This window comes from Paenibacillus salivarius (assembly GCF_051307165.1).
Taxonomy (GTDB): domain Bacteria; phylum Bacillota; class Bacilli; order Paenibacillales; family Paenibacillaceae; genus Fontibacillus.
In genome coordinates this window covers 4,839,564-4,865,000 of sequence record NZ_CP195592.1, presented here as the reverse complement: position 1 = coordinate 4,865,000, position 25,437 = coordinate 4,839,564, and the positions used below count along the sequence as shown (strand labels likewise).

At 49.7% G+C, this 25,437-nt stretch carries 18 protein-coding genes, 11 tRNA genes, 2 rRNA genes and 1 pseudogene (1 of these 32 cut by a window edge); 30 read left to right on the top strand and 2 right to left on the bottom strand.

The window, feature by feature from the left end; all coding sequences use genetic code 11:
• From ACSFXJ_RS22635 to ACSFXJ_RS22520, 24 genes are all read left to right on the top strand, one after another.
• Nucleotides 1-595: ribosomal RNA gene (locus ACSFXJ_RS22635) — 23S ribosomal RNA — on the top strand; it begins 2,462 nt to the left of the window's first position.
• A gap of 62 nt (nucleotides 596-657) precedes the next feature.
• Nucleotides 658-774, top strand: a 5S ribosomal RNA gene (gene rrf / locus ACSFXJ_RS22630).
• 7 nt (nucleotides 775-781) lie between these two features.
• A tRNA-Asn gene (locus tag ACSFXJ_RS22625) sits at nucleotides 782-857 on the top strand.
• Nucleotides 858-860: 3 nt separating this feature from the next.
• A tRNA-Thr gene (locus tag ACSFXJ_RS22620) sits at nucleotides 861-936 on the top strand.
• A gap of 15 nt (nucleotides 937-951) precedes the next feature.
• Nucleotides 952-1,026, top strand: a tRNA-Glu gene (locus tag ACSFXJ_RS22615).
• Between the two features lie 7 nt (nucleotides 1,027-1,033).
• Nucleotides 1,034-1,109, top strand: a tRNA-Val gene (locus tag ACSFXJ_RS22610).
• A gap of 10 nt (nucleotides 1,110-1,119) precedes the next feature.
• Nucleotides 1,120-1,194: transfer RNA gene (locus ACSFXJ_RS22605), tRNA-Gln, on the top strand.
• A gap of 11 nt (nucleotides 1,195-1,205) precedes the next feature.
• Nucleotides 1,206-1,278: transfer RNA gene (locus tag ACSFXJ_RS22600), tRNA-Lys, on the top strand.
• A gap of 10 nt (nucleotides 1,279-1,288) precedes the next feature.
• Nucleotides 1,289-1,372 (top strand) — tRNA-Leu (locus ACSFXJ_RS22595).
• A gap of 5 nt (nucleotides 1,373-1,377) precedes the next feature.
• Nucleotides 1,378-1,452 (top strand) — tRNA-Gly (locus tag ACSFXJ_RS22590).
• Nucleotides 1,453-1,458: 6 nt separating this feature from the next.
• Nucleotides 1,459-1,535: transfer RNA gene (locus ACSFXJ_RS22585), tRNA-Arg, on the top strand.
• Between the two features lie 31 nt (nucleotides 1,536-1,566).
• A tRNA-Pro gene (locus tag ACSFXJ_RS22580) sits at nucleotides 1,567-1,643 on the top strand.
• Nucleotides 1,644-1,652: 9 nt separating this feature from the next.
• Nucleotides 1,653-1,726, top strand: a tRNA-Gly gene (locus ACSFXJ_RS22575).
• 242 nt (nucleotides 1,727-1,968) lie between these two features.
• Nucleotides 1,969-4,761, top strand: coding sequence for a phosphoenolpyruvate carboxylase (gene ppc / locus ACSFXJ_RS22570; protein ID WP_435922582.1), 2,793 nt, complete (start codon nucleotides 1,969-1,971; stop codon nucleotides 4,759-4,761).
• A 237-nt stretch (nucleotides 4,762-4,998) separates the two neighbouring features.
• Nucleotides 4,999-5,571: an RNA polymerase sigma factor SigW gene (sigW, locus tag ACSFXJ_RS22565; RefSeq protein WP_435925835.1), complete on the top strand. Its 573-nt coding sequence runs from the start codon at nucleotides 4,999-5,001 to the stop codon at nucleotides 5,569-5,571.
• Nucleotides 5,572-5,669: 98 nt separating this feature from the next.
• Nucleotides 5,670-6,287, top strand: a complete 618-nt coding sequence (locus ACSFXJ_RS22560; protein ID WP_435922581.1) for a zf-HC2 domain-containing protein — start codon at nucleotides 5,670-5,672, stop codon at nucleotides 6,285-6,287.
• A 251-nt stretch (nucleotides 6,288-6,538) separates the two neighbouring features.
• On the top strand, nucleotides 6,539-7,369 hold the full coding sequence (gene cdaA / locus ACSFXJ_RS22555) for a diadenylate cyclase CdaA (RefSeq protein ID WP_435922580.1): 831 nt from the start codon (nucleotides 6,539-6,541) through the stop codon (nucleotides 7,367-7,369).
• Nucleotides 7,362-8,759 (top strand): CdaR family protein, encoded by a 1,398-nt coding sequence (locus ACSFXJ_RS22550; RefSeq protein WP_435922579.1) that lies wholly within the window; start codon nucleotides 7,362-7,364, stop codon nucleotides 8,757-8,759. The genes cdaA and ACSFXJ_RS22550 overlap by 8 nt, the downstream gene beginning before the upstream one ends.
• Nucleotides 8,760-8,857: 98 nt before the next feature.
• Nucleotides 8,858-10,198 (top strand): phosphoglucosamine mutase, encoded by a 1,341-nt coding sequence (glmM, locus tag ACSFXJ_RS22545; protein WP_435922578.1) that lies wholly within the window; start codon nucleotides 8,858-8,860, stop codon nucleotides 10,196-10,198.
• Nucleotides 10,199-10,410: 212 nt separating this feature from the next.
• Nucleotides 10,411-10,587 (top strand): hypothetical protein, encoded by a 177-nt coding sequence (locus tag ACSFXJ_RS22540; RefSeq protein WP_435922577.1) that lies wholly within the window; start codon nucleotides 10,411-10,413, stop codon nucleotides 10,585-10,587.
• Nucleotides 10,588-10,698: 111 nt separating this feature from the next.
• Complete coding sequence (locus ACSFXJ_RS22535; RefSeq protein WP_435922576.1) at nucleotides 10,699-10,941, top strand: hypothetical protein; 243 nt, start codon at nucleotides 10,699-10,701, stop codon at nucleotides 10,939-10,941.
• Nucleotides 10,942-11,077: 136 nt separating this feature from the next.
• Nucleotides 11,078-12,910: a glutamine--fructose-6-phosphate transaminase (isomerizing) gene (gene glmS, locus ACSFXJ_RS22530; protein ID WP_435922575.1), complete on the top strand. Its 1,833-nt coding sequence runs from the start codon at nucleotides 11,078-11,080 to the stop codon at nucleotides 12,908-12,910.
• A 390-nt stretch (nucleotides 12,911-13,300) separates the two neighbouring features.
• On the top strand, nucleotides 13,301-14,581 hold the full coding sequence (locus tag ACSFXJ_RS22525; protein WP_435922574.1) for a hypothetical protein: 1,281 nt from the start codon (nucleotides 13,301-13,303) through the stop codon (nucleotides 14,579-14,581).
• Between the two features lie 162 nt (nucleotides 14,582-14,743).
• Entirely contained in the window at nucleotides 14,744-16,303 is a 1,560-nt protein-coding gene (locus ACSFXJ_RS22520; RefSeq protein ID WP_435922573.1) for an IS1182 family transposase, read from the top strand.
• A 155-nt stretch (nucleotides 16,304-16,458) separates the two neighbouring features.
• Here the strand turns inward: ACSFXJ_RS22520 and ACSFXJ_RS22515 are convergent, their stop codons facing one another.
• Nucleotides 16,459-17,814 (bottom strand): PLP-dependent aminotransferase family protein, encoded by a 1,356-nt coding sequence (locus ACSFXJ_RS22515; protein ID WP_435922572.1) that lies wholly within the window; start codon nucleotides 17,812-17,814, stop codon nucleotides 16,459-16,461.
• 172 nt (nucleotides 17,815-17,986) lie between these two features.
• On the opposite strand from ACSFXJ_RS22515, the gene ACSFXJ_RS22510 reads away from it, so the two are divergent.
• Entirely contained in the window at nucleotides 17,987-18,934 is a 948-nt protein-coding gene (locus ACSFXJ_RS22510; RefSeq protein ID WP_435922571.1) for a DMT family transporter, read from the top strand.
• A gap of 25 nt (nucleotides 18,935-18,959) precedes the next feature.
• A pseudogene (locus ACSFXJ_RS22505) lies at nucleotides 18,960-19,604 on the top strand (nitroreductase family protein).
• Between the two features lie 87 nt (nucleotides 19,605-19,691).
• Here the strand turns inward: ACSFXJ_RS22505 and ACSFXJ_RS22500 are convergent.
• Nucleotides 19,692-20,732, bottom strand: a complete 1,041-nt coding sequence (locus ACSFXJ_RS22500; RefSeq protein WP_435922570.1) for an NAD(P)-dependent alcohol dehydrogenase — start codon at nucleotides 20,730-20,732, stop codon at nucleotides 19,692-19,694.
• A gap of 210 nt (nucleotides 20,733-20,942) precedes the next feature.
• Between ACSFXJ_RS22500 and ACSFXJ_RS22495 the strand changes: the two genes are divergently transcribed.
• From ACSFXJ_RS22495 to ACSFXJ_RS22480, 4 genes are all read left to right on the top strand, one after another.
• Nucleotides 20,943-21,359: a MerR family transcriptional regulator gene (locus ACSFXJ_RS22495; RefSeq protein ID WP_435922569.1), complete on the top strand. Its 417-nt coding sequence runs from the start codon at nucleotides 20,943-20,945 to the stop codon at nucleotides 21,357-21,359.
• Between the two features lie 124 nt (nucleotides 21,360-21,483).
• Nucleotides 21,484-22,671, top strand: a complete 1,188-nt coding sequence (locus ACSFXJ_RS22490) for an MFS transporter (RefSeq protein ID WP_435922568.1) — start codon at nucleotides 21,484-21,486, stop codon at nucleotides 22,669-22,671.
• Between the two features lie 326 nt (nucleotides 22,672-22,997).
• On the top strand, nucleotides 22,998-24,401 hold the full coding sequence (locus ACSFXJ_RS22485) for an ABC transporter substrate-binding protein (RefSeq protein WP_435925834.1): 1,404 nt from the start codon (nucleotides 22,998-23,000) through the stop codon (nucleotides 24,399-24,401).
• Between the two features lie 61 nt (nucleotides 24,402-24,462).
• The gene (locus ACSFXJ_RS22480) at nucleotides 24,463-25,434 is read left to right on the top strand and encodes a carbohydrate ABC transporter permease (RefSeq protein ID WP_435922567.1); all 972 of its coding nucleotides are present in this window, start codon (nucleotides 24,463-24,465) and stop codon (nucleotides 25,432-25,434) included.
• Nucleotides 25,435-25,437: the final 3 nt, after the last annotated feature.

Here is a 25,437-nt window from a genome sequence, read left to right as displayed (position 1 = left end):
CAGAATGGTTGGAAATCATTCGAAGAGTGCAAAGGCATAAGGGAGCTTGACTGCGAGACTGACAAGTCGAGCAGGGACGAAAGTCGGGCTTAGTGATCCGGTGGTACCGCATGGAAGGGCCATCGCTCAACGGATAAAAGCTACCCTGGGGATAACAGGCTTATCTCCCCCAAGAGTCCACATCGACGGGGAGGTTTGGCACCTCGATGTCGGCTCATCGCATCCTGGGGCTGAAGTAGGTCCCAAGGGTTGGGCTGTTCGCCCATTAAAGCGGTACGCGAGCTGGGTTCAGAACGTCGTGAGACAGTTCGGTCCCTATCTGTCGTGGGCGTAGGAAATTTGAGAGGAGCTGTCCTTAGTACGAGAGGACCGGGATGGACGCACCGCTGGTGCACCAGTTGTTCCGCCAGGAGCACAGCTGGGTAGCTAAGTGCGGACGGGATAAGCGCTGAAAGCATCTAAGCGTGAAGCCCCCCTCAAGATGAGATTTCCCAACTAGTAAGACCCCTTGAAGACGACGAGGTTGATAGGCTGGGGGTGGAAGCACAGCAATGTGTGGAGCTGACCAGTACTAATCGGTCGAGGGCTTATCCAAAAAGATCTAAACATGCAAATGAAGTTTCGTATCCAGTTTTCAGGCGATCAACGCTTGAACCGTTTGGTGGCGATGGCGGAGGGGTTCCACGCGTACCCATCCCGAACACGACCGTTAAGCCCTCCAGCGCCGATGGTACTTGGACCGAAGGGTCCTGGGAGAGTAGGACGCCGCCAAGCATAATATTCCCTGATAGCTCAGTTGGTAGAGCACTCGACTGTTAATCGAGTTGTCACAGGTTCGAGTCCTGTTCGGGGAGCCATTTGCTTCCATAGCTCAGTAGGTAGAGTGCATCCATGGTAAGGATGAGGTCACCGGTTCGATCCCGGTTGGAAGCTCCACTTTTTTTACTGGATGGCCCGTTGGTCAAGGGGTTAAGACACCTCCCTTTCACGGAGGTAACAGGGGTTCGAATCCCCTACGGGTCACCATACATACGGAGGCTTAGCTCAGCTGGGAGAGCATCTGCCTTACAAGCAGAGGGTCGGGGGTTCGATCCCCTCAGCCTCCACCATATTGTTTATTGGGGATTAGCCAAGCGGTAAGGCAACGGACTTTGACTCCGTCATGCATAGGTTCGAATCCTATATCCCCAGCCATTTTCACTCATGAGCCATTAGCTCAGTTGGTAGAGCACCTGACTTTTAATCAGGGTGTCGAAGGTTCGAGTCCTTCATGGCTCACTTTTAAAGTGCGCGTGTGGCGGAATTGGCAGACGCACTAGACTTAGGATCTAGCGTCTTTGACGTGGGGGTTCAAGTCCCTCCACGCGCACCATGTTTGCGGACGTGGCTCAGCGGTAGAGCATCGCCTTGCCAAGGCGAGGGTCGCGGGTTCGATTCCCGTCGTCCGCTCCATAATATGCGCCCTTAGCTCAGCTGGATAGAGCGTTTGACTACGAATCAAAAGGTCAGGAGTTCGAATCTCTTAGGGCGCGCCACTTTTAACTTCATAGTTGTACCATCTTATTTCGGGACGTAGCTCAGCTTGGTAGAGCACCTGGTTTGGGACCAGGGGGTCGCATGTTCGAATCGTGTCGTCCCGACCATTATAAGGTGCGGGTGTAGTTCAATGGTAGAACTCCAGCCTTCCAAGCTGGTAGCGTGGGTTCGATTCCCATCACCCGCTCCATACATAACAGCAACATCATCAGACGGATGATGTTTTTTGTTATAATCACAGGTTTTTTTTAACCTTGCATTTTATTGCTTCACCGTGTTAGGGTAGATGTAATGGTGTGACGGGGCTGTAGGCTTTCCGAATGAATTGTACCCTTTAATTTCCTTTACAAATATAGTGAAGATTTTCGGGGAAGTTTATTGTATGATTGTAGGAAGGCTTCTAGACAGAATTGGATGAAATGGGGGAGAAATATGACGGAATTAACGGTAGCTGCCGGCAAAACCAACTCAAACAACCTGCTTCGGCGTGATATACGTTTTTTGGGCAATATTCTAGGAGAGGTCCTTGTCCATCAAGGCGGTAATGAGCTCTTGGATATTGTCGAGAAGATTCGTGAAGCCAGCAAGTCGCTAAGAGCCGTGTTTTTGCCGGAACTGCATGAAGAGTTTAAAGGGATGGTCAATTCCCTTGAACCTGAAATTCGACACCAGGTCATCCGAGCATTCGCGATTTACTTTCAATTGGTTAATATCGCCGAACAGAACCATCGGATTCGCCGAAGAAGAGACTATGAACGCTCGGCGGGCGAAGCGGTGCAGTCGGGGTCCATTGAAGCTGCCGTTAGAGACCTGAAAGAGCGCGGATTTACCTTTAGCGAGGCCGAGGAGATTTTGTCGGGCATGTCGTTGGAACTTGTGATGACCGCACATCCGACGGAAGCGAAACGCCGGGCCATTCTCGATATCCACAAGCGGATTGCCGAAGACGTTATGGAACTCGATAATCCGACGCTGACTTTCCGCGAGCGCGAGCAGCTTAGAGAGAAGTTGCTGAATGAAGTGATTACGCTTTGGCAAACCGATGAGCTACGAGATCGTAAGCCGACGGTGCTCGATGAAGTAAGAAACGGAATGTACTACTTTCACGAAACGCTGTTCCATGTGCTCCCTGAGGTTTATCAGGAACTGGAACGCTGCCTGAGCAAATACTATCCTGAGCATTTGTGGCATGTGCCGACCTATTTGCGGTTCGGATCCTGGATCGGGGGCGACCGGGACGGTAACCCGTCCGTAACGTCCGACGTGACCTGGGAGACGCTGAAAATGCAGCGTAAGCTCGCCATTCGCGAATATCAGCGGCAGTTGTCCGAATTGTTCAAATATCTGAGCTTCAGCACGAGCATTGTCGACGTCACGGACGAGTTGATCGCATCGATTCAGAAGGACCGTCTGCAGGTGACTTTGAACAAAACGCCGCAGTGGCGCAATGACAAGGAACCATACCGCATTAAGCTGACTTACATGACGGAGAAGCTTCACAACGTACTCGACGATTCGAAGAGAGGCACGGGTGAAGGATACGAGGATGTCGGCGAACTGATCGAGGATTTGAAAATCATCGACCGGAGCTTGCGCCATCATTACGCGGATTACGTCGCGGACTCGCACATCAAGAAACTGGTCCGCCAGGTTGAATTGTTCGGTTTCCATACCGCCACGCTGGATATCCGCCAGCACAGCAAGGAACATGAGAACGCGATGACGGAAGTTCTTGCGAATATGAATATCGTAAGCAACTACGCGGAATTGGAAGAGGATGAAAAGGTAGCTCTCTTGGAGCGTTTGCTGAACGACCCTCGGCCTCTGACTTCTCCGTACCAGGAATACAGCGAGAGCACGAACGAATGTCTGAATGTATACCGGACCGTTTTCCGGGCGCAAAAAGAGTTCGGCACCCAATGCATCACCAGCTACCTGATCAGTATGACGGAAGCGGCCAGCGATATTCTGGAGGTTATGGTATTCGCCAAAGAAGTCGGCTTATTCCACAAGGAAGCGGACGGTACGGTCGTATGTACGCTCCAGGCGGTTCCGCTCTTCGAGACGATCGACGACTTGCATGAAGCGCCCGGGATTATGCGGCGGCTGTTCAATATGCCGATCTATCGCCAATCCGTGGCGGCCATGCGTGATTTGCAAGAAATTATGCTCGGATATTCCGACAGCAATAAAGACGGCGGCGTAGTGACCGCGAACTGGGAGCTGCGCGTAGCGCTGAAGCAAATTACGGCAGCGGCAAAAGATTTCGGCATCAAGCTGAAATTTTTCCATGGACGCGGCGGCGCGCTCGGTCGTGGAGGCATGCCTCTGAACCGCAGCATTCTTGTACAGCCGCCGGAAACGATCGGCGGAGGAATCAAGATCACCGAGCAGGGCGAAGTGATTTCTTCCCGCTACGCTTTGAAGGGGATCGCCTACCGGAGTTTGGAAACCGCAACGTCGGCGTTGATTACTTCGGCGATCCAGGTCAAGACGCAGCAAGCTTGCTCGCCTGAAGAACAGAAGTGGGACGCCATCGTCGCGGGAATTTCGGAAACTTCCCTGAGCAAGTATCAGGACCTGGTATTCCGTGAGCCGGATTTCCTGAAATTCTTCAGAGAATCGACACCGCTTCTGGAAGTCGGCGAACTGAATATCGGCTCCAGACCGTCGAAGCGCAAAAACAGCGACCGATTCGAAGATCTGCGGGCGATTCCATGGGTGTTCGCATGGACGCAAAGCCGTTATCTTTTCCCGGCTTGGTATGCGGCAGGTACCGGATTGTACACCTATTACCAAAACAATGAAGAGAACTTGAAGGTTCTTCAGGATATGTACCGGAATTCCACGTTCTTCAAATCGCTGATCGATACGCTGCAGTTCGCTCTTTTGAAGGCCGATCTTGTGATCGCCAAAGAATATGCGAAAATGTGCAGCGATCCTGATGCGAAAGAACGAATCTTCGGACAAATCGAACAGGAATATCATCTAACGAAAGAGATGATCCTGAAAATCACCGGACTTCCGGACATCCTTGACGATTCCCCGCTGCATGAATCGATCCGGCTCCGCGATCCGTATGTGGATCCGCTCAGTTACATGCAGGTGCAGCTCTTGACGGAGCTGCGGGCTATCCGGGAACGCGGCCAGGACGATCCGATCCTGCTACGCGAGGTGCTCCTCACTATCAACGGCATTGCCGCAGGACTCCGGAATACGGGCTGATACGCTCGAAGCCATGAGTTTAAGCCGGTCCTCTCCCCAATGCGGGAGCAGGATTCGGCTTTATTTTTTTCCTTGTGAAAATAGGAAGTCAATTGTATTGCAATTTGATGTCAGTTGAATTAACATTTGATTGAAGTGCCGACGGCCAAAAGTACCGCGTATGGGCTCGGGAGCGGAAGGTCGGACAGGCAGGTGACCCAAATAAGCCCGTCCAAGGATCTGGGGGAAATCGTTGTGGTGGACCATTTTGAGGCGAGATTGGTAAAGCTGGCCCGTAAAGGGGATCAAACGGCTTTTGCCGAACTCGTGGATTTGTATAAGGATAAAATATTTCATTTGGCATATCGGATGCTCTCCAACAGGCATGAAGCTGAGGATATCGTCCAGGAAGCCTTTTTGCGCGTTTATAAAAATTTTCACCGGTATGATGAGAAGCAAAAATTCTCAACCTGGCTATACAGGATCGCTACCAATCTTTGCATAGATAAATTGAGGAAGCGCAAGCCCAGCTATTATCTTGATGCGGAGATGAACGACCAGGAGGGGATGGACGGCTATTCCTTGATTCCCGGAGACGAACGGACCCCGGAATCGGAATATCTGCTGTCCGAAACCCAGCGGACCATTCATCAGGCGATCGCCGGATTGCCCTCGAAATATAAATCGGTCATTATTTTGAGGTATCTTCAGGACATGTCGCTACAGGAAATCAGCGACGTACTCGAGATGCCGGTTACCACCGTAAAGACCAGGGTCCACCGGGGACGCGAATTTTTACGGAAAAAGCTGGAGAATAAATTTATTTTGTGAAACGCTTTGATCGCATGAACGTAATGTAAGATAGGACGACTATGCCAGTACGGTGTATTGGTTATCCATAGATTGATACTGAGAAAGGATTGGCTGATATGGATTGCAAACAAGCCTCCTCATTGATGCATGATTATCTGGATGACGATTTGGAACGTGGGCGGGCCGTGGAGCTGAAATCCCATCTCGAAAGTTGCTCCGCTTGCAATGAACGCTTTAGGGAGCTTGAGCAAACGGATTTAATGCTATTTGCGGCAATCAAGCAAAGAACCGCCCAGGTTTCCGACGATCTGGTGGATCGGATCGTGAGCAAGCTTCCGAGCCAGCGCAAGCAGCAGGCTTGGATCGGCTGGATTCGCAGACATCCGGCATTGACGGCGGCGGCCATGTTTTTGGTGGTGATGCTGTTCAGCGCGATTTCGTTGTGGGAGAGCGATGATCAGCTCGTTGTGAAAACGGCGGATCCTGATCAGGTCATCATCAACGGCAATACGGTGACCGTGCCGAGCGGCTCCAAGATTGCCGGGAATTTGACGGTGGAGAACGGCAAGGCGGAAATTTATGGCGACGTTGAGGGGAATTTGACGGTGATTGACGGATCGTATTACCAGGCTTCGACCGCACATATCGCCGGGGAAATCAAAAGCATCGATCAGGCCTTGGATTGGATCTGGTACAGGATTACCAACGTATTCACGGAAGTCGCGTATAGATAAACAGGAAAGCACGAAGGCGGCGCCCTCCCTTGGGGGAGATGCAGGCGCCCTTTTCTTTTTTTTGCAAAAGGGAATTTTTTCATGATGTGGAGGAAGATACTAGAATTATTGCATGCTTGCATCTGTCTGTGGAACGTTATAACCTAGAGGGTAGGGAACTTACAAGGGCTCCATGCAAAGTGATTTTACATAAATCGTTGACCCGTCGTCGTTTTCGTCGGCAGGATCCTGGTTGGGGGTTGCAGCGCAACATGAACTATTTTGTGAATTTGACCTGGCAAGACTACATTAAAGACGTTATCGATATTCTTATCGTTACCTATATAATTTACCACTTGATCCTGCTGGTTCGGGGAACAAGAGCGATTCAGCTGTTAAAAGGGATCGTTGTCCTCGTCGTCATCTGGGCGGTGAGCACCTGGTTCGACCTTTACACGTTGAAGTGGCTGATGAATCAGATGTTTACGTTCGGGGTGCTGGCCATCTTCATTATTTTCCAGCCGGAATTGAGACGTGCCTTGGAGCAACTCGGCCGCGGCAAGCTGTTCGGGCGCAATACGGCGGATGAAGAGGCGTTCGGTAAGGAGATCGGGGAGATCATTAAGGCCGTTAATTATTTATCCCGTAGAAAAATAGGAGCGTTAATCGTTTTTGAACGGGATACGGGTCTGAATGAGTACACCGAATCGGGAATTCCGACACAATCGTTGATATCGTCACAGCTGCTGATCAACATTTTTATACCGAATACGCCGCTTCATGACGGGGCCGTCATCGTACAGAACCATAGAATATCGGCTGCCGCCTGCTATTTGCCGTTATCGGAAAATCCGTTCATCAGCAAGGAACTGGGAACCCGGCACCGGGCCGCGATCGGGATTAGCGAAGTGGGGGACGCGATCTCTATCGTGGTGTCCGAAGAAACGGGACAAATTTCCCTGGCGATCGACGGACAGATCGTCCGCGATATTAATGAAGAATCGCTGATTTCCAAATTGTACGAAGAATTGGGACCGAATTCTGGCCAGAAGGAAAAGCGCAAGCCTTTCTGGAAAAGGAAGGAGGCCGGAAATAATGGATAAGTGGCTCAACCATAACAATTTTGCGAAGGTGATCGCCCTTCTTTTCAGTATTCTCCTGTGGGCGATGGTCCACATCGACAGCGGGGCGCCGGTTGCGCCGACGACCGTGGTCAACAGCAAGACGATCGAGGCCAAAATTCAAGTGACCGGCTTCGATAGCGACAAATATGTGCTGTACAATCTGGAGCCGGATACGGTGAGGCTGGAGGTCAAAGGGAAACGCACCGACTTAACGACGAACTTTTCCGATTATAAAGTGAAACTGGATCTGAAAAATATCGGGCCGGGTACCATCACCCTACCATTGACCCATGAACTTCCTCCCGGAGTTCAACTGGTGTCCATGGAGCCGTCGATCATAAAGGTAACGATTGAGGCAAAAGAAACGAAGGAAATACCGGTCACGATTGTAACCAAAGGCAATCCGGCGGACGGGATGCAGTTAGGTACCGCGATTTTGGCGGGGGCAGGAACTGTAAAAGTCACGCTGCCGCAAAGTGAAATCGCGGAACTTCAAAAGGTCCAAGGTACCGTGGACGTAACGGGATTGAACGAATCGGTGAAAGGCAAGAGCGTGAAGCTCACCGCATACGATAGGCATGGGCAGGAATTGAAGAACGCGGAGATCTCGCCGGGATCCGTCGAAGTCGACATTCCGATTAACAAATTGTATAAAAGTGTGCCTTTGGAGATACGGGGAACCGGGCAGCTTCCTACCGGTTATGTCCTGGCGGGCATGACCGCAAATGTGGAAGGCGTGGCCGTCTATGGGACGAAGGAAGCGCTGGAGGGTATTTCTTCCTATCCGGTTACCGTCGACCTCAGTCAATTTAAAGGCACAAATGAGACCAGATACACGGTAGGCTTGACTCCGCCGGAAGGTTTTGAGAAAATCGAGCCGAGCTCCGTTCAGGTCACCGTGAGGATCGAACCGGCCGGTCAGAAGCTTGTTGAAGATATTCCGATCACATTGACCAATGTCGGGGAGACGTTAACGGAAAAGTTTGTTCACCCGGCGGATTCCAAAATCTCACTGACGGTGCTGGGCTCTAAAGAAGTGCTGGCTAAGCTGACGCCTCAGGATATCATAGCTACGGCAGATTTGTCGGGGCTGCAGCCAGGCGTTCATACGGTGCCCGTAACCGTCAAATTGCCGGATTACGTCGTACTGTCCGAATCCAATCCAACATTGGAAGTGCAGATTGAGCTGCAGGAAAAGAGCAAGCCGACCACTTCGACTCCGGACACGGCGAATGAACCGGACGATCCCGGCGGGAACGGCGGCGCGAATAACGGCGGAAATGGTGCAACGACCGGGGAAGCGACGGACCATGCCACGAATAACGGCAACGGGAATGGTTCCGCATCAACAGGAAACAGCGGAAATTAAAACAACGAAGAACATATCGGGAAGAGAAGAAACCGAAGCCATGCACCGTAGCCATAAAGATGAGGTCAGGCTTCAACACATGCTGAAGGAGTGAAATCATGGGGAAATATTTTGGAACAGACGGAGTACGCGGAATTGCGAATAAAGAATTGACGGCAGAGCTTGCTTATCAGATCGGCCGCTGCGGCGGCTATGTGCTTGCCGGGCAGGTTCCCAAGCCGAAAGTCGTGATCGGGATGGATACCCGCATTTCGGGCGTCATGCTGGAATCGGCGCTCGTCGCCGGGCTGTTGTCGATCGGTGCGGACGTGATCCGTATTGGCGTGGTTTCTACGCCGGCGGTTGCCTTTTTGACGCGCACGCTTAACGCCGATGCGGGGGTCATGATTTCGGCTTCCCACAATCCGGTGGAGGATAACGGCATTAAATTTTTCGGCAGCGACGGCTTCAAGCTGTCGGACGAAACGGAACTGCGCATCGAGGAATTGATGGACAAGGAGGTCGACGAGCTTCCTCGCCCTGTAGGCGGCCGGCTTGGCACCGTGACGGTCGACAACGACTCGAAGTACAAATACTTGGCCCATTTGAAAACAACGATCCAGAACTCGTTTGAAGGCCTTAAAATCGTTCTTGACTGCGCCAACGGCGCGGCCTACGAGCTGGCTCCGATGCTGTTCCGCGAACTGGGCGCGGAGGTTCATACGATTGGGGCAGAGCCGAACGGGCTTAACATTAACGATCATTGCGGGTCCACGCATCCGGAGAAGCTCAAGGAAGAGGTCATCCGTCTGGGCGCCGATTTGGGACTTGCCTTTGACGGAGACGCCGACCGCCTGATCGCGATTGACGAAAAGGGCGAAGAGGTCGACGGGGATTACATTTTGTGCATTTGCGGGGATGCGATGAATCGTGCCGGCAAGCTGAAAGACAGCACGGTCGTATCGACGGTCATGAGCAACTTCGGCTTCTACAAAGCGGCCAACAAGCTGGCACTCAACACCCAGCAAACCGCGGTCGGAGACCGTTATGTCATGGCCGAAATGATCCGCGGCGGGTACAACCTGGGCGGAGAGCAATCCGGCCACGTGATTTTCCTGGATTATAATACGACCGGAGACGGCATTCTGACGGCCATTCAGTTGGTCGATACGATGAAGTCCGCGGGCAAGCCGCTTAGCGAGTTGAAAAAGGTTATGAAGCAGTATCCGCAGGTGCTCGTCAATGTCCGCGTGCAGGATAAGAGCAAGTATATCGGGAATACCGCGATCGAAGAAGCGATTGCATCCGTAGAGCGCACTCTCGGCGACAACGGCCGGGTTTTGGTGCGTCCTTCCGGTACGGAGTCCCTGATCCGCGTGATGGCGGAAGGCCCGGACAAGGATGAGCTCGAGCAGCTTGTAGGGCAGATTGCGGCAGTCGTCGAAAAAGAACTGGTATAGGTCGTTAAAAAAGTCATCTTTTGATCACGAAGCAAATCAAGAAGAATAACCGGCATCGAATCTTGAATTCAGATGGGCCTTCCGGTGCTCACGTAGGTTTTTGCCTACGCTCCGCTCCTCAGTCCCATCTTCATCCAATCTTCTCGGTGCTAAAAACCTGCCTTTTTTAACAAGTAATTACATTTCTAAGACTTTTTGCAGGGGTATGAAAAATGAGCCGCTGGGACTGGGAAAATCCGGTTTCAGCGGCTTTTTGTTTGGGTAATGCCTTGTGGGGCAAGGGCCGGATCGACTGGGACATCATGATTATTGCCAAATGCCCCGCGGATGCATATAATAAGCATATTCAAGAAAAGAAAGCGAGGGTAGTGAGGTTACCAAGCAGTTAAGCGCCAGAGCTTCATTTCGCGCGTCCAGGCATCGACGGGAATCGTTGGGTAAAGCTTTAATCGATATGGATGAGCAACCGGAAAGACGTTTCTGATCGATGTACACGGCAAATGCAAGCTGACGAGGTGGAGGTGTTCGAGTTGTTCGGCGGGGGCCTCCCGGTGCCGCATCACACCGTAACCGCAAGGGCAAAAGGAATGGGCGACCGTTCTTACAAACCTTACGGATTGATGTTTATAAATTTGATTGGATTATCAGATCTTTTATTCATGAGTGTGCGGGAGAAAGCGCGGAAGACGCGCGGGGAACGGAGAATCATGGACATTCATGAAAATAAGTCAGGTTACTTGTAACTTTTCTGTTTTTTCACAAGGGTTGTAATGACCCGATAACTGAATAGTTCTGTCTCTGTGGACCGTGCCAAGCTCTTCCGCTTCTTTTCTCCTGCCTTAAAAATTTGGAGAGAACGAAACGGAGGATATATAAATTATGTGTGGTATCGTTGGATATATCGGGAAGAGAGACACTCAGAAGGTATTGCTGGAAGGACTGAAGAAGCTGGAGTACCGCGGCTATGATTCGGCGGGAATCGCGGTCTTTACGCCGGACGGTCTTCAAATCGCCAAGTCGATCGGCCGTTTGGCCAACCTCGAGTCCAAATTGGAGGGAGCGCCTTTGGTAGGGTCCGCCGGAATCGGACACACCCGCTGGGCTACCCACGGCAAACCGTCGGATGTCAATTCTCATCCGCATACCGACCACAGCCAGAAGTTTTCGGTCGTTCATAACGGAATTATCGAGAACTATCTGGAGTTGAAAGAAGAGCTGATCGGCCAAGGCTTCGAATTTGTTTCGGAGACGGATACGGAAGTCATTTCCCATCTGGTGGCCCGCGAGTATGAAGGCGACATCGTGAAAGCCGTTCAAAAAGCGATCACCTTCATGCGCGGGGCATTCGCACTCGGCGTATTGACGGAGTATGAGCCAAACAAGCTCGTAGCGGTTCGTCAAGCAAGCCCGCTCATCATCGGATTGGGTGAAGGCGAAAACTTCATCGGCTCCGATATTCCGGCTATTTTGAACTATACGCGTAATGTGTATATCCTGAATGACGGAGAAATGGCGGTATTGACCGAAGATGCTGTCGAATTGATGACGATTGAGGGGAATTTTATTTCTCGGGAAATGATTTCTGTCGATTGGGACGCGGTAACCGCGGAAAAAGGCGGTTTCGATCACTTCATGTTGAAAGAAATCCATGAACAGCCGAAGGCTTATCGGGACACGATGCGCGGACGGATCGACGAATCCGGACGGAAGGTGCTGTTACCGAATCTGAAGCTGACCGAGGAGAAAATCCGCTCCATCACCAACATTCACATCGTCGCTTGCGGTACGGCTTATCATGCCGGTCTTGTCGGCGGGGCAGCGATCGAACGCTTGATTCGCGTACCGGTAGCGTTTGACGTAGCGTCTGAATACCGTTACCGCTCGCCATTGATTACGCCGGAAACGCTCGTGATCGTGGTCAGCCAATCCGGCGAAACGGCGGATACCTTGGCTGCGCTTCGCGAAGCTCATGCCAACGGCGCACATGTGTTGGCTGTCACCAACGTAGTCGGCAGCTCAATCGCCCGCGATGCGGACGACGTGATTGCGACCCTGGCCGGCCCGGAAATCGCCGTGGCTTCGACCAAAGCCTACACTTCCCAGTTGATCGCGTTCTACCTGCTTGGCCTCTACCTGGCTCAAGTTCGCGGCACGCAAACGGAAGAAGAAGTGGCGCATATCATCGCCGCAATGCAGGCATTGCCTGAGCAAGTGGAAAGCATGCTGCAAAATGCAGATGCAATTAAAGCGTACGCCGAGCAAATCTCCAAGAATGAGCACCTGTTCTTCATCGGCCGCGGCCTGGATTATGCCGTAGCTTTGGAAGGCTCGCTCAAACTGAAAGAGATCTCTTACATTCACTCCGAAGCCTATGCTGCAGGCGAGTTGAAGCACGGAACGCTGGCCTTGATCGAAGAGGGCATCCCTGTCATCGCTCTGGCGACGCAGGAAGCGGTCCTGGAGAAAACCGTCAGCAACATCAAGGAAGTGAAGGCCCGCGGCGCGGACGTGATGGCGATCACGCACGAAGAGCATGTGGCCGGACTGTTGAAATCCGTCGACCAGGCTTTCGCGATTCCGAAGACGCTGCCTCTGCTGACTCCGGCGCTGTCCGTTGTGCCGCTGCAGCTCCTGGCATACTACGCTTCCCTGGCTCGCGGCAACGACGTCGACAAGCCAAGAAACTTGGCGAAGAGCGTGACGGTGGAGTAAGGGGGATCGTCACTTCCACCACCAACAGTTGAAGGAACTAACTATAATTAAAGGATGAGCACTGCGAAAACAAAGTCGCGCTGCTCATCCTTTTTTTTGCTCTATTTTTCTCTTGGGAAATTCTTGCGAATTAAGTAGGGGTTTCTTGATGAACGTCGAATTTTTACAAATATAGGTTAGTTCATTGTACATAGATAAAGGAAGGGGCTCGATGGATAACATTTTCTGAATTAATCGGATATGAATGCGATTATCTGGATGTTAAAGAGAGACAGTACCATGGAGACAAGAATATGGACTTGATCAAGGATATTATGGCTATGGCTAATGGAAAATGTTTCTTCTTATTATCCATACTAAATACTCCAAAGTCGAAAAAGGGGAATAGAATTGAATTCAAATATACATCTACAATGTGCAGTTTGTAATAATAAGGTGCTTTTAAAAGTTTACGGCGGATACGTGCTAGAAAATCGATTTGCTTATAACTGTCCAGAGTGCGGTATAACGATCAGTGGTTATTTGACTTGGAATGACGACTTGGACAAAGGGATGGTCAAAGAATTTAACTGCAACAATGCAGAAATAGTGATGGACAGAACAATTGAGCCCAGTCACTTCCTTCAACTTGCAACGGAGTTCTTTACATTTAAAATTAGACCCTATAAGATGGATGATCCGCTATTAATCTTCTCTCCGTTTATCCTTGAGTCAATGAGTTCCCAACGTCGTACAATGGATAAATCTAGCTTGGTAAAAGCTGTTACGGAAGGGTTTGATGAACGGTTCAATATATCAATAAGAACTTGGGAGCTTTACAAAAATAAGAACTTCAAATATCTTGACCGCCAACTTCTTTTACACAAATACGTCGAGAGCCCACGTCTAGCAGTCAAGGTTCTAAACATCGATTACCCGAAAGTTATCAGAAAAGTAATTCTAACTCCGTTCTCATTTATCGTCATGAATTACCGTGACAAGTTGCAAGAATTATTGAATATGTTACGTTTGGAATTGAAAAGAAATCGCCAGGAAATCATTTGTCTTAGGAAAGATCTTATAGATCTTGTCTCCTATTCTGATGAAAACGTGATTCAAATGTTGAAAAATTTTGCCGAATATTTCAGGTTGATATGGCCGATTATCCTGTCGGATCTGTTCAAAACGGACGATATTCAAAGCACAAAAGAAGAACGAGGGATAATGACCACCAACTTTGATATGTTAAAAAACTATTATGTAGAAGCGTATGAGGTTATAGGAGCGATGCTGCCACTTTTTTTAGGCATACAAAATATTCATAAACGGGGAAATAGAAACAAATTCGAACCCGAAATAGCGAATGAATTCAAAACAATTCACACAATAGTCGACTATGATAAACAGGTTCAGAATAAAGGAAATAAAATTAAATATTTTAAAAACGAAAACATATTCAACCCATTCCTGGACCCTAAGAGTCTTGATAATATCGTAAGAAACAGCATTGGACATCATTCCTATAATTATGAATCGGATCAACAATTAATTAAATTCATCGACAAAAACCGAAACCAGGAACTATACCTAATTGAATTCGGCGATATGTTATATCGGACAATCCTCGCAACATTTGCTGCTTTCGAAATCGTCATGTTTCTTAAACATGAAGTCTACGAAGAAAATGGTTAATCATGACTGCAAGTGAAACCGTGTTTACCTTATCGAGGCTGTCCCAAAAGTCATCGTAGATGACTGAGGGACACCCCCTTTCCATTTTGTTAAACAAAAAGAAACCACTCTTTGGTAAAATGGAAGTACCACACCACCACAAACCAAAAGGAGAGGTTTCTTTTGTACATTCAATATACCATGGACCAACTTTGCTTGCCAATGGACTTGGAAGAAGATATTCCAGAAAATCACCTCGTTCGAGTCGTCAATGCAGCTGTTAATCACTTGGACGACAAAATCTTTGCAACAGCTTACCCCGGCGGCGGCCGTAACAGCTATCACCCTAAGATGCTCACCAAAGTCCTTATCTACGCATACACTCAGCGCATTTACTCCTCCCGGCAAATCGCCAAAGCCGTCAGAGAAAATATCATGTTCATGTGGCTCTCTGGTCGTCAACGTCCGGACTTCCGCACCATCAACCGTTTTCGCTCAGAACGCATGAAAGACGTATTGGAACTGGTGTTCACTGAAGTGCTTCAGATGCTTGTAGATGCCAAGTATGTGCAACTGGATCATTACTTCATGGACGGGACCAAGATCGAGGCGAATGCCAATCGGTATACCTTCGTTTGGGGCAAGGCAGTCGTCAAGCACAAGGCGAAGCTGCAAGTAAAAGTACATACGCTATTTGAGACCATCGAACGGGCTGAGCAGCAGGAAGAACAAGAGCAGCAAGGTAGAGACCTGCCAGAGTTGGGAGAGGTCAGTAGCCTGACCAGTCAAAAGCTGGAGCAGATCACTCGGCAACTGGAAGCCAAACTGCAGGAGACACCTAAGGATAAACCGCTCAAGAAGACCGTACGCGCTCTACGTAAAGATCTGCTCCCTCGTTTGCAAAAATACGAACAGCAACAAGAAATCCTCGGCGAGCGCAACAGCTACAGCAAAACCGATCCGGATGCCACATTCATGCGTATGAAAGAAGACCATATGCAGAACGGGCAGCTCAAGCCCGGTTACAATGTACAAATTGGAACAGAGAACCAATTCATCGTTGGCTACAGCCTACATCAACGACCAACCGATACGCGAACGCTAAAGCCACATCTAGAGAAGGTAAAGGCACAACTGGGCCGATTGCCTGGCACCGTTATTGCCGATGCTGGATATGGAAGTGAGGAAAACTACGCCTACCTGGAAGACGAAGACGTGAAAGCAATCGTCAAATATAACACCTACCACAAAGAGAAAACAAAAGCTTGGAAAAAGGATATAAGCAAACTCGACAACTGGCAGTATGACCAAGCCGAGGATACATGGACCTGTTCAGCGGGACAGAAACTGACTTTCATCCGGGAGAGCACTGAGAAAACCGAAAGCGGATATGAGATCCGAAAGCGGCACTACAGAAGTAACTCATGTGAGGAGTGCCCGCTCAAAGCAACATGTACCAAAGCCAGCGGAAACCGGGAAATCCAAGTAAGTATGAAATATTTGCACTATAAAAAGCAGGCTCGGGATCGGCTGACCAGCGAAGAGGGCTACGCTCTGTCGGTTCAGCGCATGCATGAAACAGAAAGTGTGTTTGGGCAAGTAAAGAATAACCGAGGATTCCGTCGCTTCCTGCTTCGAGGCCTACGAAAAGTAAGCCTTGAAATCGGGTGGCTTTCCCTTGCGCACAATCTACTGAAAGTCGGGCAACTAAGCCAACAAAGAAAAATAGTCGACCAGGTATAAACCGTCCTGATCGACTATTTTTTCGAGAAAAGAGTTTTTTACGAGGACTCATCTTTCGAGTAGTTTAATTAACTACCTTTTGGGACAGCCCCTTTTTATTTTCAAATAAGTGGGTTACCGGTCTCATGAGTCTTACTCGGTTCATGCCGGCTCATTTAGTCGGGGCTTTCCAGCCCGATTTCTCTACGCACTACCTCCATAATCACCCGGACTCCTTCCTCGATGTTTTCCGGTCTGACCCGTGAAATGCTGATGCGCAGAAACTTTTCCCGCTCAAGCCAGTTCGTCAAATAAAACGGCCTTCCGGTTACAACCTTCACATTCCTCGCCGACAGCCGCTTCATCAGCCGATCCAGGTTAACGGTTAGCGGGAGCTTCAATTGCATATACACTCCGGAATCAACTCCGGATAAGGTCACCCGCCCTTCGCTGTTGTGGCGTCTGAACGCATCGTTTACAGCCTGAATCCGTGCCGCATATTGGCTGCTGATTTTATGTTTATGCCGTTCATACATACCGTTTTTGATGTACACGTCTAGCGCCGCTTGCGACAATAGCGAAGTATCGTTATATCCCTTATAGGCACGGAATGTTTCAAGCAACGTTTCTGGCAGGACGACCGCACCCAAGCGCAAGCCCGGGAAAATAATTTTGGAGAAGCTCTTCACGTAAACGACATGCGATGTCCGGCTATATGCGTAAATCGGATCAAAGTTCTTTTCTTCTCCCAGATCTCCCATATAGTCGTCCTCGACGATATACACATCATATTTGTCCGCTAGCCAGGCCATTGCTTTGCGTTCTTCCGCACGGTATGTCGTTCCTAGCGGATTGTGATATCTGGACATGGTGTAGAAAAACTTAATTCCGTCGTTCTTGAACCTTTGCTCCAGCTCATTCAAATTTATGCCGGATGCGCTGCGCGGAATCCCAGCGACCGGCATCCCCTCCGCCTCCAGATACCGCAAGTAGATATCGTAACTCGGCTGCTCGACCAGAATGGTTTCTTTTCGGTTTGGAAACGGAATTTTGGACAACATCTCCAAAGCCCGCTGAGCCCCCGAAGTGATCATAATCTGTTCCGTTTTGGCAAACACCTGGTCGTTTGCGAAGTGGGATACCAGCGTCTGCCGAAGCTTCGCCATCCCTCTGGAATCCCCGCCGGTAAACAGCTGCTGCTTATACGTATCGATCGCTTTGTTCAAACAATGCTGGAAGTCCAAATACGGAAATACGTGAATATCCGGCATGGCCGACGAGAAGTCGATGTTGCTGTCCTCATTGGCATTGGATACGGCTTCCCGATTGTCGACGACGTAGTATCCGCTCTGGGAAATCGAATAAATAGCGTGGCGCTTTTCCAACTCCGCGTATGCCCGAACAATGGTACTGACGCTGCATCCGTAGCGTTTCGCGGCATCGCGGACGGAAGGCAGCTTTTGTCCCGGCCGGTAATGTTCTTCATTGATCTTCAGTTCCATATCGGAAAGGATGGACAAGTACTTTTTCATGGTTTTCCCCCTCGTTCCTGCCACTCCCATTATATTCGATACGAAGAACTGTATCGATACAGTTTGGAGAATTTGCGGTTGTTGGCAGCTTCATTTCGCTTTAAGATTTCAATGATCAGCTCCATGTTCGCGAACATGACACACTATTTGATTAAGGGGGGAACCTGGTCCGATGAATTCTTCAGGATTGAAGCTTGCTTATCTATGCGCGATTACGAATGCCATAATCATGGGATTTTCGTTTTTATTCACAAAGATTGCGCTCGATTTCGCTGAGCCTATGGATACGCTGACCTTCCGGTTTGCCGCGTCCTTCGCGGCCATGTCGATCCCCGTTCTGCTGGGGCGGGTTCGATTGGACTACCGCGGGAAAAAAATGTATAAGGTCCTGCTTCTGGCCACTTTGTATCCAATCAGCTTTTTTACGCTTCAATCCTACGGCTTGAAGTATGCCACATCGAGCGAAGGGGGGATTCTGTTTGCTTTTACGCCGGTTTTAACGGTGCTGCTGGCGTTCCTGTTTTTGAAAGAAACGACCACCTTATTGCAAAAGCTGTCCATCTGTCTGTCGGTCAGCGGAGTCCTGTTCATCTTTATTATGAAGGGAAGCCGCATCGATTGGTCCAATATGAAAGGGATCGTCCTCTTATTCTTATCTTGCCTGGTTATTGCAGGGTACAACGTGCTGGCGAGACGGCTTCTTAAATCGTTCAGTCCTTCGGAGATTACGTATGTCATGCTGAGCATTGCCTTTCTTTCTTTTCTTGCCGTGTCCCTTGCGGGGCATACAGCCGCGGGAACGATCGATCAATTTTTCTCTCCGCTTGCCAGCGGTAAGTTTATTGCGGCCATCCTTTATCTGGGCGTCTTGTCCACATTGGTGACGGCGCTGAGTTCAAACTATGCCTTGTCTAAAATGGAAGCATCCAAACTGAGCGTTTTCTCCAATTTGTCGACGATTGTGTCTATCGCTGCCGGAGCGTTTTTGCTTGGGGAGGAAGTCCGAATGTATCATATCGTCGGTTCAGCGCTTATTATCGCCGGCGTTATCGGAGCCAACCTGCTCGGGAAGAAGAGGGAGCGGCAGATTCTCGGCCGCGTAAAAGCAGAAAAAGGATAAAACAAACAAAGGAGAGGATAGCAAGATGTCAACAAATACACAAATGGATTTCTTCACGGTGGTTCAGAATCGTCATGCCGTTAAACACTTTGATCCCAACCACACTTTAAATGAGCACGAAATTTTGGACATGATTGCTGCAGTATCCCATGCGCCATCGGCATGGAATCTGCAGCATTGGAAATTCCTCGCCATCACCGAGAGATCGGCCAAGGAAAAGCTGCTGCCCGTCGCTTACGGGCAAAAGCAGATTATCGAATCTTCAGCTGTTATCGCCGTACTTGGAGATCTCGAAGCCAATCGGAATGCCGAATCTGTCTACAGGTCTGCCGTAGAAGCCGGATATATGACAGAAGAAGTGAAATCCAATCTGATGAAGCAAGTTCATGAGGCGTATTCGAACGGGCCTGCGTTTCAGCGCGATGAAGCGATCCGCAATGCTTCGCTAGCCGCCATGTAGCTCATGCTTGCAGCCAAAGCCAGAGGGCTCGACTCCTGTCCAATGGGCGGCTTCGATCACGAAGCATTCGTTGCCGCGTTTGCAGTTCCATCCCGATTCATTCCGGTATTGCTGGTCGCTATTGGCAAGGGAGCTGTCCGTGCCCATCCGTCCGGTCGGTTACCCGTTAATCAAATGGTCACTTGGAACGGTTTTGATCCTCATCTATAAAATAAAGTCGAGTGGATGCCGGATTCATTCCGGACATTCGCTCGACTTTTCTTTTAAGACAATAGAACTTCGTTTCGTTTCCCTAACTCACATTGTGCTCGTATCAATTACGAATCTATACTTCACATCGGAAGCTAATACGCGTTTGTAAGCTTCGTCAATTTGATCGGCGGAAATGACTTCGATTTTAGGAGCGATGTTGTGTTTCGCGCAGAAGTCCAACATTTCCTGCGTCTCGCGGATGCCTCCGATCATGGAGCCTGCAAAGGAACGGCGGTGTCCGATGAGGGACATCACATTGAGCGACAGCGGTTCCCCAGGGGCACCGACGTTCACCAAAGTTCCGTCCAGCGTCAGTAATGAGAAATACGCATCCATATCGATGCTGGCGCTTACCGTGTTAATAATGAAGTCGAAGGTTCCGGCAAGCTCCCGGAATGTTTCCGGATTGCTTGTGGCATAGTAGTTGTCGGCGCCCAATTGCAAGCCATCTTCTTTTTTCTTCAAGGATTGGGACAGCACGGTGACCTCGGCACCCATGGCATGCGCGATTTGGACAGCCATATGGCCTAGGCCGCCCATACCGACGACAGCCACTTTTTTGCCTGGACCGGCACCCCAGTGGTTTAGCGGCGAATAAGTCGTAATCCCTGCGCAAAGCAAAGGAGCAGCCGCGTCAAGCTCAATGTTATCCGGAATTCGGACCACAAAGCCCTCCGTCACGACAATATGGGTAGAATATCCGCCTTGCGTAGGCTCGCCGTATTTGTCTACGCCAGCGTATGTTTGAATATTTCCTTTCAGGCAGTATTGTTCTTCGCCTTTTCGGCAGTTCTCGCATTCGCCGCAGGAGTCGACCATACATCCTACGCCTACCCGGTCACCGATCTTGTATTTGGTAACATGAGGTCCAACGGCCGTGACAATGCCCGCAATCTCATGTCCAGGGACGAGAGGATAGTTCACCGGTCCCCATTCGCCGTGAGCGGTATGGATGTCCGAATGGCAGATGCCGGCATATTTAATTTCAATCAGGACATCATGGGAATCCAGGTCCCGCCGTTGAATTTCAGCCGTTCGAAACGGTTTGTCCGGACCGTCGACAGCGCGTGCCTTGGCAGTTATCATATAAAAAACCTCCCGTAGTTTAAATTTATCGAGAAAAATCGATTCGCAAAAACAATGGTAATCCTTATAGTTAACTCTAAGTCAAGCGATTCATTTCGAATTCCTTTGGAAGCCCGGCTTTGACATTCGGAAAAATATCATGATAAAATCAACCTTCACTATAGAGTTAACTCGAGGTTTATATCATATAGAACAGGAGACCCGCCCGCGATGAAAACATATTCGATCAGCGAAGTTGCCAAAGCATTGAATCTTACGCCCTATACTTTGCGTTACTACGACAAGGAGGGCCTAATGCCGTTTGTGGAACGGACCTCCAGCGGAACGCGATTGTTTAAAGAATCCGATATCGAAGCTTTAAAAGTGATTGAATGCCTGAAATCCACCGGGATGCCGATCAAGGAAATAAAAAATTTTATCGATTGGTGCTCGGAAGGGGATGCCACCTTACAGCAAAGATTCGACATGTTTATGGAACGTAAGGCTACGGTGGAAGCGCAAATGGAAGAGCTTAAAAAAACGATGGAACTCATCGAACATAAATGCTTCTATTACAAGACGGCATTAGAGGCCGGAACGGAGGATATTCATAAAAACAATAAAATAGGGAGCGCCTTTACCCATTAGAAAACATGAAACCACCGGTCATTCCGAACTTCCGGATGAAGAATGACAGGTGGTTTTGTCTTGTCTTAGAGTTAACTCTATCCTTTATACTCATTCCCACATGCGTATTGAAGGAGATGTTTTTTTGGCTAGACGGAATAACTTATTGATTTTCATTTTGACCATAGGGGTTTTCGGCATTTTAAATACCGAGATGGGGGTTATCGGGATACTGCCTTCCCTTGCTGACCACTATCACGTCAGTGTATCCCAAGCAGGGCTGCTGGTGAGCCTTTTTGCGCTCGGCGTTGCCATTTCCGGTCCGATTTTGCCGTTATTATTCTCGGGCATAGATCGGAAGAAGGTCATGTTGCTCGTACTTGGGGTTTTCCTTATCGGGAACATCGTGTCCATATTTACGACGAACTTTACGGTTGCATTGATCGCCCGCGTCGTCCCGGCATTTTTTCACCCCATTTATTGTTCGTTGGCTTTCTCGGTCGCCGCGTCCTCGGTTCGAAAGGAAGATGCCGCAAAAGCGGTGTCCAAAGTGTTCATCGGGGTTTCGGCCGGGATGGTCGTCGGCGTGCCGATTGTCAGCTTTATCGCGAATGCAGCTTCCATAGAAATGGCGCTTGCCTTCTTTGCCGTGGTCAATGCCGTCGTATTTTTGGTTACATTACTCTTTGTCCCGACGATGCCTGTTAAAGAAAAACTATCTTATGGAGCTCAACTCCGCGTCTTAAAAAAATCGAAGACTTGGCTGTCCATCGCAGCCGTCATTTTCTTGAATTCTGCCGTGTTCGGAGTTTATAGTTACCTTGCTGAGTATCTTGGAACAGTAACGAATATGTCTCCCAATATGATTAGTTTGATGCTGTTCGTCTACGGCGGAGCGAATATTATCGGAAACATGGTCGCCGGGAAGCTGCTTGCCAATAGCGCGATGAAATCCGTCGTAGCGTTTCCTTTTGTATTGGGGGGCGTATACCTCATTCTATTCTTCGCGGGAGAGTTTACCGTGCCTATGGCAATCATGACTTTAATATGGGGAGTCGTGGCTGGCATCGGGGGGAATATCAATCAATATTGGATGGCGTCTTCGGCTCCCGAGGCTCCAGATTTCGCGAATGGCTTATTTTTGACTTCCTGTAATATAGGAACGACGGTGGGTGCGGCCGTAGGCGGGTTATTTATATCAGGTATGGGCGCAAAATACGTCGTGTTGGTGGGGATTCTATCCTTGATACTTGGGTTGGTATCCATTTTGATAAGAAACGCTATGTGTAATCCTGCCACCTGCAAAGGGCGTTTACGATCCGGCGCCTCTTAATCCAGCGATCGGGAATGAAACTTGGTTCGTACACTTGGTGCTTACGCCGGGGCAAAACCGATTGGTTGGAACCCGTAACGGATGACGAATATTATCAACTCTAATGAATGAAAGTAACGCGCAGAAACGGTAGCCGTGTGGCCTCCCCCTTTGTAATGAAGGGGTGGGGCCTTTTTCATTTTCAGGAAAAGAAAGCGAATCCAAAAAAAGTGGAATTTTCCCCAAAGGCCGTTCCCTTATGCCCTGGGACAGTCGGACTTATAATATGAATGCGGTTACAAAAAACCGGGAAACGAAATAAAAAGGGGGAAGCAAGTTTGAAAAGTATGAAAGGTATGAAACGTGTTTTGGCCGGCATCTCTGCCACGCTTCTGATGACATCGGTTCTCGCGGCGTGCGGAGGAAACTCAAACTCGAATTCTGCAAGTCCAAGCAATTCAACCCCATCCACGAACACGGCTGAGACGGCGACAAAGGGCAATGGCGAGAAAGTCACCATCAACCTCTGGAGCTTTACGGATGAAATTCCGAACATGACGAAAAAGTATTTGGAAGTGCATCCTGAAGCGAATGTTGAATTCAAAACAACGGTAATCGCAACGACGGACGGCGCTTATCAGCCCGCGCTTGACCAAGCCTTGGCTGGAGGCGGCAAGGATGCTCCGGATATTTATGCCGCCGAAGCGGCGTTCGTGCTCAAATACACGCAAGGCGACGCTTCCGACTATGCCGCTAATTACGCGGACATTGGCCTGGACGATCAAATGGTGAAGGATGCGGGCATTGCCCAATATTCCGTAGATATCGGCAGTAAAGAAGGCCAGTTGAAGGCTCTCGGTTATCAAGCGACCGGCGGCGCGTTTATCTATCGCCGCTCGATTGCCAAAGATGTGTTCGGAACGGACGACCCGGCAACGATCAAAAGCGAAGTGGGACCTGGCTGGGATAAGTTCTTCCAAGCTGCCGAAAAGCTGAAAGCCAAAGGATACGGCATCGTATCCGGCGACGGCGATATCTGGCACCCGATCGAGAATAGTTCCGATAAAGGCTGGATTGTCGACGGCAAGCTCCATATCGATCCAAAGCGTGAAGAGTTCCTCGATCTTGCCAAAAAGCTGAAAGACAACGGCTATCACAATGATACGAGAGACTGGCAGGAATCCTGGTACGCCGACATGTCCGGTTCCGGCGCACAACCGATCTTCGGTTTCTTCGGACCGGCTTGGCTGATCAACTATGTCATGAATGATCAAGTGAAAGACACGAATGGCGACTGGGCCGTAACCGAGCCGCCGACCGGCTTCTTCTGGGGCGGCACATGGCTGCTCGCCAACAAAGATGTTGCCAAGAACGACGCCAAGAAACAGGCTGTCGCCGATTTCATCAAATGGGTAACGCTCGACACCTCCGAAACGGGTCTTCAGTATTACTGGGCTAACGGCACGATGAAGGAAGGCGAGCAAGGCACGAAGGACAGCGTCGCATCCTCCGTCGTGATGGAAAAGTCCAACGGCGAAGTACCTCTGCTTGGCGGCCAGAACATGTTCGAAGTATTCGTTCCGGCCAACGCCAATGCTTCGGGTAAGAACCTGACCCAGTACGACGAATCGATCAACCTGCTCTGGCGTGACCAGGTGCGCGAATACACCGCCGGGAACAAAACACGCGAAGAAACCATCGCCACCTTCAAGCAGCAGGTCAAAGACCAGCTCGGCATCGAAAGCGAATAAGAAAGACCGGAAGGGGCGGGGAGTTATCCCGCCCCTTCATATCAACTAATGAGGTGAGAGCATGCGCCGAAAAGGTGTGAATTACTCGAAATACGGCTATATCTTTACCTTACCGTTTGTCCTGGCGTTTCTGGTATTCTCGCTGTACCCCATTTTATATACCGCGGTCATCGGGTTCACCGATATGAAGGGATTGATTCCAAAGCCGATTCATATTTTGGATAATCCGTTTCAAAACTTCAAAGACCTTATTTTTGATAACCCTTCGTTCAGGAAATCTCTATTCAATACGGGACTGCTCTGGATCGTGAACTTCATTCCCCAGATCGTGCTCGCGCTCCTGCTCACGGCATGGTTTACGAACAAACGCCTTAACATCAAGGGGCAAGGGGCCTTTAAAGTTCTGCTCTACATGCCGAACATTATCACGGCAAGTACGATTGCGGTGCTTTTCAGCAGCTTGTTTGCCTATCCGATGGGTCCGATAAACAGTCTGTTTCAATCGCTGGGATGGACGGACGCTCCGATTTTCTTTCTTCAGGACAAGACGACGGCACGAGGCATTGTGGCGTTTATTCAATTCTGGATGTGGTACGGCAATACGATGATCATTCTTGTTGCGGGCGTGATGGGCATCAATCCGGCTCTTTTCGAGTCCGCGGCAATTGACGGCGCCAACGGCTGGCAAACCTTTTTCCGCATTACGCTGCCGAGCCTCCGTACCATCCTGCTGTATACGTTGATTACGTCGATGATCGGCGGTTTGACCATGTTCGATATTCCGCAGTTGTTCCTTCAAGGCGGTCCGGACGACTCTACGCTTACGACGTCCATGTTTATTTACGGGCAAGCGTTCAAGGGAAGTTATATGTACAATCGGGCTGCAGCGGCAAGCATGATCCTGTTCGTGATCGCGGGCGTTTTATCCGCAATTTTGTTCTACCTGATGCGTGACCGCGATGCGGCAAAATTGAGAAAAGCAAAGAAGCAGCAAAAAATGACTGCCCGCGCAGCTGTTGAGAGAGAGGTGTAAAAC